The following is an 11,530-nucleotide window of genomic DNA, read 5'->3' as shown; positions in this document are numbered from 1 at the left end:
AAAATAAATCAAAGTAAAAACAAATCAAAGTAAAAACAAATAAAAGTAAAAATAAATAAAAGTAAAAAGTAAAGGAAGTTTAGATCATTCTGATCTCAATTGTTTCTCCTTTATCCTGAGCTTCCAGAATCTCAGATGCGAGATCCGAGTTCGCCCTGAGTTTCACATCTCCATGCCGGCTTACAGTTGCACTGAAAAGATACTGGTCTTCAAGATAAATTTCCACATCCTTTCCTGCAAGCTCCGGTGCTCCAAGAATAAGGTGCTTTTTATCTCTTTCTATGAAAGGATGAACAGAAGAAACACTGGGCTCTTCCTCAAAGCTGTTTTTCCTTCGTTTCCCTCGGGGAGCTCTGCTTTCAGCTCCATACTTCCGGCCTTTTGTAGCTCCTGGGGCTCCGATCTCCAGTTCTCTTACATCAATATGCAGGCCAAGAACATTTTCGATTCGGTCAATGACATTTCCACCTTTGCCAATAACTTTTCGTACTTCATCTTCCCGGACCTTTACGATTGCGCTGTCGTCTGAAGTCACTTCAACTTCAACCGGGCCGGAGGCATACCTGCCAATAACATTTCTTATTTCCTCTTCCGCAAGTTTCCAGGCAGGTTTCCTTAGCTCGGTAGGAAGTCCTACTGGCATAACAACAACCTGTTCTCCATAGGTATAGATTTCATATTCGATTTTTCGGGTCTCAAAATCGGCAATGACGATTACCGGTCTTGCAAGATCCTGCTCGGTCATCCCATGAGGAACCTTGACGGTAAACTCAAGCACCAGAACCTTTGCCACTTCTCCTTTATCAATGAAAATAACGGTATCCACTACCTGGGGAATTACTCCCAGTTCAACCCTTCCGATCAGGCGTTGAATTGCGTCCACTGCCCTGGTTGCATGTACTACCCCGATCATTCCCACGCCCGCAAGCCGCATATCCGCAAAAATCAGGAAATCGCTGGTTTTCCGTACCTCATCATAGATTGTATAATCCGGCCTGACCAGAAGCAAAAGGTCTGCAGTATTTTCCATCCTGCCGTTCAAAGGTGAGTACTGGGTGATTTCAGGAGGCACCTGGAGGTCTCTTGGTGACTCCATAGTTTTAACTACCTGCCCGCGGTCATTAAGGTATCGGGCAACCCCAGCGGCAAAAGTAGACTTTCCGGCTCCGGGCGGGCCGGCAATAAGAATACCACGCTGACTTACAATCCGCTCTTTGAGTTTATCGCTCAGCCTGTAGTGTTCAAGATCCACAACCACAGTTGGCCTTACAACCGTAATTTCCATATCATCGGAAAAAGGTGGGTGAGCAATTGCAATTCGCATATTCCGGATTTGCAGAACCGTAGCTCCACTTGAAGACATCTCGATAAAGGATTCGGGGTCCAGCCTGGCCCTTTCAATAAGTTCTCTCGAGATACTGGAAAGTTCCGCAGAAGTAACAGGTTCATCTCGAATCTTTACGTAATGTATATCCCCTACAGGCCCCTTTTTGGCCATAGGAGATACTTCATTTTTAAGATGAACGGACATCGTATCGTCAGTAAAAAAATGTTCTACTTTAAGAGGCGAAAGTTCGGATGGTTCCAGGACTTTAGGATGCATGTACTCGATATCAAGCCCTTTTGCTTTAGCTATAAGAGACTGTACCCTGTCTTCGCTTAAAAACAGCCCTCCTACTTCAATAGCCGTACTTCGGATAAGGGCATCTATCCTGCCTTCTTTAGAGAGCTTAATCTCCTCAAGAGTGGGCTGAACCCCGCTGAACTGAAGGAGAATTTCATTCTTCTCTGCCAGCTTGCGGAGTTCCAGAAGTTCTTCAAGCCCTTTAAATCCTATTTCTCTGCCTTTATTTGCCTGGGCTTCAAGTTCCGAGACCACAGCTTCGGGGATAATAACTTCAGCACCCCTGAAATCCCCGCTTCTAATGCGGGATGAAAGCCTCCCGTCAATAATTACGCTTGTGTCCGGAACGATTCTCCATATCCGCTTCTCATCAGCCATATAAATGGATATAGAGCCGGGAAGTATATAATATAACTCTTTAATTCTCTAATATAATATATATACACAATTATATGTCTCAACACGGGTAATTGGAACTGGATATAAATACATTACCTTTGACTGTAAAAATTATTATTGAATATTTTTATAATGAAATGATTCTACGGAAATATTACGAAGCTAAGAGGAAACTCGCATAAAAAATAGTAAACCGGATTTTAAAAGTAACTATAAGCCAGAAAATGAGCTTATATCTAAATTTATTGCAAAAAGCCAAATTATTATGTTACAAATAAGCTTTAAGATAAATTATCATTTTATAAATAAGTTTTATATATAAATTATAATAATATCTTTTTTATTTAATACAATCTCGAATAAAAAAAATCAAATTTTCGTTAATATTGGTTTCTAATTTATATTTCTCTAATTATTATATCCACTGGATAATAATTAACTAGCGATACAATAAAAAATCACTTTTATCGGCAAATAATAAAGCAGTATAGTTTACTAATTGGATAGTCTTCCAGAAACGTATATGGATTATTGATTCTTAAATTAAGTATATTTGCCTATAAACAGTGAATTGAAGAACCAGTCAAGGTGAAATTGTATCGAATCCAGCATAATGATGGAGATGATATAGATGAGAGACCAAAAATTTAACAAAATAAAGAAGGCAGTCTTTATTTTGTTTGCAGTCTTTTTTGTAGTAGCTGTAACTGCTGCATCAGCAAGTGCGTGTACCTCAAAAGTCAGCGACAACAAATGTAAAAGCAACCTTAAAGAAGAGGTAACTAAAGAAAAAGTTAAAGACATAGCAAAGCCGATTCAAAGGGCAGCTAAAGAAAAAGTGGTTGATAAAAAAGTAGCTCAAGAAGAGCTGGGCAACAAATTCTTAGACTTCGTAGAGAATAACTGGTTCGGAAGTTTCAAGGGCGGCGATTGTGACAACGAATGGGGAGGCGATTGTGACAACGGATGTTTTGGAGGCGATTGTGACAACGGATTGTTCGGAGACGATTGGGACGATTGTTGGGACTATTAACTGTTGACAAGTCTGACCATGGACTAAGCTGTAGATATATTATACTAATAAGGACCCATTTGTATACTCCGCATCGGATTGCAGAAACAATGAGACTCTAAAAGTTATTGGAGTTTTTCTTGATAGGACTTAAGCAGTAAACGAGCTAAATAAAGTTCGAGCAGTTCTGTAACAAGCATTGTAGATTGTATGATTTAAGGTTCCATACCGCTGTTTTTCGATTTAACCGCTTAAGTCCTATCATAAAAATATAAAAATGATCAAAAATTCATTGATTATTCTTAATTCCATATTCGGAGAAGCAGTTGTGAATTCTGGAATAGGCTCATATGGTAATTTCCTGACAATTACTGTATTTTGCGATTAGGTTAGAATGTATTTGGTTGTTTTGTGGAAAAATTACTGCGTTTTTTACTTGAAAATAGCTGAAGGTTCCGGCAAGTTCACCGGAACCTTATGCTGAAATTAAGACAGCCTCTTAAAAATATAATGTTTTTACAATAAAGTGTCAACCAAACCTAAAATTTCATAGGACCTCACTGGAACAGGTATTCAAAACCTGCTTTTGTTTACCAGGCAGTATTTCCGGATTCTCAGATCCGTAGTGGCAGCACTCCCCTGAGGCTGTGAGAGGGTCCACATGGATAGTGGTGCCGGAAAGATAAGAGAAGTTTTCAAGAAGTTTCTCTCTTATGGCGTTGGCGATTTCATGTCCTTCTCCAACCGAAAGAGAAGGAGAAACTGAAGCATTGATTTCTGCATGGAGCCGGTGTCCTATCCAGCGGACTCTAAGGTCCGTGACTTCACAGACCCCATCTACACTTTCAGTAATGTTTTTTACTTTATCTATGATTTCAGGCTCAACGCCGTCAAGAAGGCGGGTAAACACAAGCTTGCTCGAATCAAGGACTATTTTGAGGATACTGATTGTGATTAACATTCCAATGAGAGGGTCAATGATAGGATATCCAAGCCAGATGCCGATGGCTCCGATAAGGACTGCAAGGCTGGTAATACCATCTATTCGGGCATGGTATCCATCTGCAATAAGGGCTGCACTCCCTATTTCCTTTCCAACTTTCATCCTGAACTGGGCTACAATCTCATTTCCGATACAGCCTATAATTGCAGCAATAACTACAGCCTGCAAATGTTCTACTGGCTGAGGGTTTAAAAAACGGTTCACAGACTCATAACCCGCAACAGCAGCACTGAAAAAAATAAGGAGAACAACTATTATGCCTGCAAGGTCCTCTACCCTGCCATATCCGTAGGAAAATCGTTTGCTTGGTTTTCTTCTGGCCAGGGAAAAAGCTATTGCAAGAGGAATTGCAGTTGAAGCATCTCCGAAGTTGTGGATGGTATCGGCAAGAAGGGAAACACTTCCCGAGATAAAAACAATGAAAATCTGCAGAACGGCTGTGATCATCAACCCGATAAATGACCATTTTACTGCCCAGAGCCCTTTGTTAGTAGCAAGTATGGAAGGGTCAACAGTCCCATGAGTGTGGCTGTGCCCGTGAGGGTGTTCATGAGAATGGGCCTGTGAATGGGTACAGGAGTGACCATGATAATGAGCGTGAAGACGACGGAGAAAATTGAAAAGTCCATTTTTTTGAGTATTCTCATGCGGCTGCTCAGAACCGCCTTCCTTTTCTAGAGGACAAGAATTGGAATTCCTTTCGGACATACTGACACCTTGATTAGTATTCTATTTCGAGTCTACCCTAAACCCCATTTAATTCCTGACAATCAAAGATTTTCAGTTTTGATCTTTCATGATAAGAAGCTCAATTGGCTATTTAGAGACTAAGTTCAAAGATCGTATTTTGATTTAAGGGATAAAACTCATCAAGCAAACTTGGAGGCCCTTTTATAAATAGGTATTTATCTTTAGAAAATATTTTTTTATGCAGGGCCTCATACGTTTTTCTGGATAAATGCCATAGAAAGGGACTTTTCATCCAGAGCAACTTATACCTTATTTTTCTGTAAAAAACAAAAAATTGGAGATTTATTACTAAAAGTTAGGGTTGAAACAGTTTTCTTGATTGATGACCGACTGTGATATGGTTTTTTCGTACGAATTGATAAACTCATAAAATACTTCCATTTTTAGTGTCAGAGTAAAATAGAATTTTTTAATAAGTTTTAAAACCTTATTATTACAAACACTTACAATGTGATCTAAACCTATGAGGAATTTAGAAAAATAATCTAAGAAATGAAAATAAAAATAGATGAATTTACCTCGATATATGAATAAATATGAAAAATAGATGCCTGATAAGATGAAAAATAGAAGGGAAAACCGAGAACACAACTCAAGTTATGTCCATACCTCAGTTTTCACGAAATTCGGATTTCTCCTCCCTGAGACAGGAACCTTTATATTTGTTCATTTCTGCCGAAATCGGCAAAACTTAGCAGGTCTCTGACAGTTTTCTAATGAATTCTATCTAATAAATTTTATCTAATAATTTCTATCTAATAAATTCTATCTAATAAATTCTATCTAATAAATTTTATCTAATAATTTCTATCTAATAATTTCTATCTAATAAATTCTATCTGATGCGTATTCCCTTATTTTTATATTTACATTATCTCTGAAGCTAAGATCCATTACCCAAATCCATATCCTTACTTAGTTTTCGAGTTTAGTTATAGATGGGAAATTCAATCCTCTATAGCAAACAGACATGCAATAAGCTGGTGTTCGTCCCGGGAATGAACACTCCCGGGAGACGTGCACCAAAATTGACAAAGATCAAATTCTAAAATGAAACTGAGGTCGGAGGAATTAGACGATTCAAACAAAATCAATAGCAAGAACACCAGAACTAATATGGACTCTTGATATTAATAAAGATGGGAAATCTTATCAGGAAAATTATATGCTCCTGTTTCCTAGGTACGTCAGTGCAATTGACGAAGAATGAGAATTGGCAGCCTTAAAAATAAAATTTAAAATTTAAAAAACACAACCCGGTTTTCAATATCTATCAAATATAGCTCGAGGGCAGATACTCTCGAGCAAACCTCCAAAAACATGTCATGGATAAACCTCTATAAATCATGTAAAAAATCATGTAAAAAACCATGTAAAAACCATGTAAAAAACCACGTAAAAAACCATGTAATACCTTACCAAACGTCGCTCGAGGGTAAAAACTCTCGAGCAAACCTCCAAAACTGTTTTGCCGTTTGATCACGCTAACCACGTCGTTTTTCATCAAACCTTTTTTGAAAATATTTGTGGGCAAGTTTTTTAAAAAAATTATGACTACTATTGCTGAGAGATCTAAAACGAAATTTGGGTAAATAGACCATGAACAAATTGAAAATCAATTTCTATAGCCCATAATTCAGCCCTCTTGAGCGAACATGGAAGTGAGCGAAAAGGGCACGGTGCTGTTGCTATTACATCGAAACTCCCAGAATCTACTATTTTCTGTGATCCCGAAGCGGAACTTGGGTGACGGAATTCTGGTGAGCAATATATACATAAAAATTTATAAAAAATCAGCAATAAGCTTAAAAATTCTGGAATAGTTAATTCCAATTCTAAAAATCCACAAAAAAATAAGTCAGGCAGAAGAAAGTGCCACAATGGCTTCTGCCAGATCTCCGTTTGAATCTTTCAGGGCTTTCCGGGCTTCATCTTCAGAAACACCAGTCTGCTCCATTACGAGTTTTATGTCTTCAGCGGGAATTTCCAGTTCTTTCGGGACTTCTTTTACGTCACCTACGATCTGGTATGTTTCCGAACCCTGGACTTTCATGATAGTGACATTTGCATTCTCTATAATGATATTAGAGTCTGCAGTCTTTATGACTACTTCCTGAACATCCTTTAGCTCTTTAACATCAATCCCCATCTGTTTCATCATCTGTTTCATTTTAGCCGGGTTCATCCCCCGGCCTCCCATACCTCCCATTCCTGGGAACATAGGCTTGCTTCTCCTTTATTTTCGTTTATTTTTCAGGTTTGGGTTCGATATCAGCGCGATTTTACTTTTTACTTAATGGCATCCGCCGCAGGTGCCGCATCCACCGCCGGCATTTGGATTGCGGATGAGGAATCCCTTCCCGTTTTCGTCCTCAATAAAGTCAATACTGCCCTCGGAGAAGTTCCTCTCGATATCTTTTGCCATAACGAGTTTAATCCCGTTACTTTCCATAGTCACATCATCTTCCTTTGTTTCATCATCAAAGGCTAAGCCATACTGAATTCCACTGCAGGCAACCCCGGCAACAAAAATTCTGAGAGCAAGCTCAGGTTTCTCTTCCTGTTCAATCAGTGTCTTCAATTCTGCAGCAGCTCTATCTGTTACTTCTATCATTTACGCACCTCTTTTTTATTTTTATACTTATAAAATATTTGTAGGTTTTATTTCCTATAAGATGCCATCCGTTACAGCTCAAAGATAATTTCCAAACATTATATAATCTTGCATCGGGCAAATATAATGTTTATCGTAAAATTGCGCTTTTTCCTGAAAAAGACTTTTTCACAGGAGTCTGGGAGGATAGGGTCTGGATTCTTTTTCAAGAAATCCTGCTATTCTGCCAGTATATGAAAATATATCTTCTATTTTATATATTTTTCTTCCAATACTTCTTTCAGGTTCTCTATTCACAGAAATTCGGCATCTTCATCAACAGGCTCCTCAAGAACCTTTGCATTATAAGCATTGATCTCCAGAGAGTTACGTTTCCCCTTCACTTCCCAGACAGGGATATACACAAGCTCCATATCGAGCTGTATTTCATCAGACCTGGGGCCGATACTCCTGTGTTCATATATAACAGCCTGGCCTTCCGTATTGTTAAAACGTATTTCGCGTGTATTCTCCTCTTTAATAAAGTCCAGAAGAATCTTTTCTGCCTGTTTTTTATCCACAATCGGTCTTTTTAACTCATACTGCACGGCAGGAACCCTTGTAGGTATGCCAAGTCCTTCTACCTCCATCCCTTCCTTTGACTTATTTAGAGCATTAAGAAAACCCTTCCCTTTTCCGGCAATGGTTAGGACTTTTGACCTGAAGCGTTTTTCAGCTTCAACATTATATATATATTTCCAGAAAGGTACAAACTTTAAAACTGCATCCTTAGGGTTGTATATATAGGGTTTTGCAATAATAATAGCCTGATTTTTAGAAATCCTTGGTTCTACAGACCGTATATTCAGCATTTCGTACGTTTCAGTTTCCGGAACTTCAACCTGTTCTGGCTTCCTTAATATTTTTTTATTCTCAATACTCCTTGTTAGAGATTGAGTACCAAACGAAATTTTTTCGGCCTCTAATCGCTGATTCTGAAGAGGCAAGAGTTCTTCTTTAAAGTGAGACTTCTCTCTGTAGTCTTTTTTTAATTTCCAGTTTTCGGCAGGTAATTCGAAAATTGTTTGTCCGTACTGGTCTCCTGTATCATTTGATGTTTGCTTTTCCGGTTCAGAATCCGAAATATTTGATTTCTGTTCCATATTTACAAGAACCGATCTTCCAATTTGAAGAGCCAGTTCATCCCTGTTCCAAACATGGATCCCAAATTCAGCTGCATAATCGATTAATTCTTCAGGCCCTTTCTGGGTCATTACATAGATTCCTGTACAGTTCCCGATCTTTTCTGAAAAGGCTTTTATTTCCTCACGACCCGGCTGCAAGGCACATTTGACATAAGCTTTATGCCTGCTTTTCTCCACAAAAATGTCATACTGGCTGGATATTGTGGCATTGTATCCAGAGGATTTGAAAATATCAACAAGGATTTCTAAAAGGTCTTGCTTCATGATTCTCACTTTCTTATATCCTGCACAGCTAAAATAGTTTATGATCACATCTAAAATTTTCTAACTTACTACTTTTTATTATATACTGGTTTTTTACTCTCTTTGCTTCTTTTACTTTCTTAAATTTTCTCACTTCTTAGTTCCGGAGATACAAATATTTAAGAAATCAAGTCCTAACCAGATATATTATGAGTGGAATCAGGTTTGGAGTAGATTCCTTTTCCACATACGAGGAAGGAATAAAGAAAGAGTGGATCGTAGGAAACGGACTTGGGGGATATGCCTCATCTACAGTAATAGGAGCAGGCACAAGGACTTATCATGGATTGCTTGTGGCAGTTCCAGAAAATTCTCAAGGAAGATTTGTATTGCTTTCTTCCCTTGATGAGGAAATTTCGATTAACAAGGAAGTTTATCGGCTTTCAACCCATAAGTACCCTGATACTGTTTTTCCTTCAGGCTTCAGTTACCTCTCCAAATTCATCCTTGTTCCTTTTCCTCTCTGGGTTTACCAGCCCGGTGATTTTACCATAAAGAAAAAGGTCTTCATGATTCACAACAGCAACACAACCTGCATTCTCTATGACATCAGATCTAGGAGAGAAGGAGCTCTGCTAAGAATCTCTCCGCTGGTAAATTCCAGAAATTTCCATCATACTGTTCGCTCAGGAGAACTTTCCTTTACTCAGAAAGCCAATCCTTCAGGAGTAAAATTAGAAAGCTCCAATGGTTTTACTTTCTTGCTTTCATCCAATCTTCAGTATCATTCCGATCCCAAATGGTACTATAATTTTGAGTATGATACTGAGAAGCAAAGGGGACTCAACTTCCAGGAAGATAATTTCAATCCGGGCTACTTTGAAAGCAAACTCAAACTGGGTACCTCCCATTTTTTCATTGCCGCTTCAACCGAAGATATTTCTTCTCTGACGCTCGAACAGGTCGAGGAATTCTATACAAGGGAAACCTACCGACAAAATCTTCTCGCCTTCAATTCAAGACTTACCGAACCCTTTGCTCTTAAGCTTCTCAGGGCAACGGATCCTTTTATAGTGAAGAATCCTTCTTCAGGTGAAAGTACAGTAATTGCAGGATATCACTGGTTTTCTGACTGGGGGCGGGACACTATGATCTCTATGCCTGGCCTGCTTTTAATTCCCCGTCGTTTTGAGGAAGCAAAATTCATTCTCAAAAACTTTTCTAAAAATTGTAATAAAGGCCTGATCCCGAACGCTTTCCTGGCACTTGGTGGAGAACCAATTTATAACACTGTGGACGCTTCTCTCTGGTTTATTCACACTGTGGGCCGATATTTCGCATATACGAAAGACTTTCTTTTCCTCTCGGATGTCTGGGACACAGTGGAGAGTATCATAGAGAATTACCGTAAAGGTACGGACTTTGGGATCGGCATGGACTCCGATTATCTTATCCGACAGGGTCCTCAGTTAACCTGGATGGACGCTAAAATCGGGGAAAAAGCAGTGACCCCAAGAGCAGGTAAAGCCTGTGAAATTAATGCTCTTTGGTATAATGCCCTTAAAACAGCCTCCAATCTGGGCACTCAGTTAGGAAAAAACATTTCTTCATATGAAACTCTTGCAGCTGGAGTGGCTTCAAATTTTGAGAGTGTTTTCTGGAATCCGGAGACAAATTGCCTATTTGACCTTGTGTCTAAGGACAAAGCAGGAAATGAGGTTAAAGACCCTGCAATCCGTCCCAATCAAATCTTCGCAGTAGCCCTGCCTTATACTAGTCTTTCACCAAAAAAAGAAAAAGCAATAGTTGACAGAGTTGAAAAAGATCTCCTGACCCCCTTTGGGCTTAGAACTCTTTCAAGTGACCATCCTGTTTATAAAGGACGATATCAAGGTGATGCGGCAGCCAGAGATGCCGCCTATCATAACGGGACAGTCTGGCCCTGGCTCCTTGGCGCGTATGTGAAAGCTTACCGGAAGGTTCACAACTATTCTAAAGAGAGTCTTGAGGATATGCGGGCTCTTCTGATGGGTTTTGATACGCACCTTGAAACTGCAGGCATAGGCACAATTTCCGAAGTATTTGATGGGGATTATCCTTACACTCCAGGAGGCTGCATTGCTCAGGCCTGGAGCGTTGCGGAAATTCTCAGAGCGTACGTTGAGGATGTACTCGGAATCAAACCCTGAAAAAAGATCCATGTTCAATTTCGTCTCTATTGTGCTTCCCTTAAGTTAAGGCCCTCTCTTTTTTATACTTGTTTTGTAATTTATCCCTCATGATTGATTTTGATGCTTTGAAATCCGAAAAGGGTCTTATCCTTGCCGTAGTTCAGGACCAGCTTAGCAGGGAGGTGCTGATGTGCGCCTATATGAATCGGGAAGCCCTTGAGAAGACTGTAGAGACCGGAATTACACACTTCTGGAGTCGGAGCAGGCAGCAGTTATGGAAAAAAGGAGAGACTTCGGGGCATATACAGAAAGTGAAAGAAATAAGGGTCGACTGTGATATGGACTCTCTTCTCCTGCTCGTGGAACAGGTTGGTGGAGCCTGCCATATGGGATACAGATCCTGTTTTTATCGAAACCTTGAAGGAGAGGTTGTGGGAGAAAAGGTCTTTGAGCCTGATGAGGTATATAAATCGTGAACTATTCCTCTCTGAATCCTTTTGCCTCATTATGCGGTAAGTGTAATTGTCTAT

9 protein-coding genes are annotated in these 11,530 nt (G+C 39.5%); 3 read left to right on the top strand and 6 right to left on the bottom strand.

What is annotated here, in order from left to right; genetic code table 11:
* Positions 1 to 79 precede the first annotated feature (79 nt).
* Positions 80 to 2,002: a PINc/VapC family ATPase gene (locus tag A9239_RS07575; RefSeq protein ID WP_048119435.1), complete on the bottom strand. Its 1,923-nt coding sequence runs from the start codon at positions 2,000 to 2,002 to the stop codon at positions 80 to 82.
* Between the two features lie 652 nt (positions 2,003 to 2,654).
* Here A9239_RS07575 and A9239_RS07570 point away from each other — a divergent pair.
* Complete coding sequence (locus A9239_RS07570; RefSeq protein ID WP_048119432.1) at positions 2,655 to 3,056, top strand: hypothetical protein; 402 nt, start codon at positions 2,655 to 2,657, stop codon at positions 3,054 to 3,056.
* A 526-nt stretch (positions 3,057 to 3,582) separates the two neighbouring features.
* Here the strand turns inward: A9239_RS07570 and A9239_RS07565 are convergent.
* The 5 genes from A9239_RS07565 to A9239_RS07550 all read right to left on the bottom strand — a co-directional run bounded on the left by A9239_RS07565 (position 3,583) and on the right by A9239_RS07550 (position 8,850).
* Positions 3,583 to 4,746, bottom strand: coding sequence for a cation diffusion facilitator family transporter (locus tag A9239_RS07565; RefSeq protein WP_048119429.1), 1,164 nt, complete (start codon positions 4,744 to 4,746; stop codon positions 3,583 to 3,585).
* Between the two features lie 1,900 nt (positions 4,747 to 6,646).
* The gene (locus A9239_RS07560; RefSeq protein ID WP_048119427.1) at positions 6,647 to 7,009 is read right to left on the bottom strand and encodes a nascent polypeptide-associated complex protein; all 363 of its coding nucleotides are present in this window, start codon (positions 7,007 to 7,009) and stop codon (positions 6,647 to 6,649) included.
* Between the two features lie 72 nt (positions 7,010 to 7,081).
* Positions 7,082 to 7,402, bottom strand: a complete 321-nt coding sequence (locus A9239_RS07555) for an iron-sulfur cluster assembly accessory protein (RefSeq protein WP_048119424.1) — start codon at positions 7,400 to 7,402, stop codon at positions 7,082 to 7,084.
* Between the two features lie 168 nt (positions 7,403 to 7,570).
* Positions 7,571 to 7,699, bottom strand: coding sequence for a hypothetical protein (locus A9239_RS20305; RefSeq protein WP_255361921.1), 129 nt, complete (start codon positions 7,697 to 7,699; stop codon positions 7,571 to 7,573).
* Entirely contained in the window at positions 7,696 to 8,850 is a 1,155-nt protein-coding gene (locus A9239_RS07550) for a hypothetical protein (RefSeq protein ID WP_048119421.1), read from the bottom strand. The genes A9239_RS20305 and A9239_RS07550 overlap by 4 nt, the downstream gene beginning before the upstream one ends.
* 188 nt (positions 8,851 to 9,038) lie before the next feature.
* Here A9239_RS07550 and A9239_RS07545 point away from each other — a divergent pair, with 188 nt between their 5' ends.
* Together A9239_RS07545 and hisI are read left to right on the top strand one after the other, a co-directional pair.
* On the top strand, positions 9,039 to 11,018 hold the full coding sequence (locus A9239_RS07545; RefSeq protein ID WP_048119418.1) for an amylo-alpha-1,6-glucosidase: 1,980 nt from the start codon (positions 9,039 to 9,041) through the stop codon (positions 11,016 to 11,018).
* An 89-nt stretch (positions 11,019 to 11,107) separates the two neighbouring features.
* Positions 11,108 to 11,476, top strand: a complete 369-nt coding sequence (gene hisI / locus A9239_RS07540) for a phosphoribosyl-AMP cyclohydrolase (protein ID WP_048119415.1) — start codon at positions 11,108 to 11,110, stop codon at positions 11,474 to 11,476.
* Positions 11,477 to 11,530: the final 54 nt, after the last annotated feature.

The sequence above is a fragment of the Methanosarcina sp. A14 genome (assembly GCF_001729375.1).
Taxonomy (GTDB): domain Archaea; phylum Halobacteriota; class Methanosarcinia; order Methanosarcinales; family Methanosarcinaceae; genus Methanosarcina; species Methanosarcina barkeri.
Note: the sequence above shows the minus strand (reverse complement) of the source record. Positions and strands in the feature narration are given on the sequence as shown.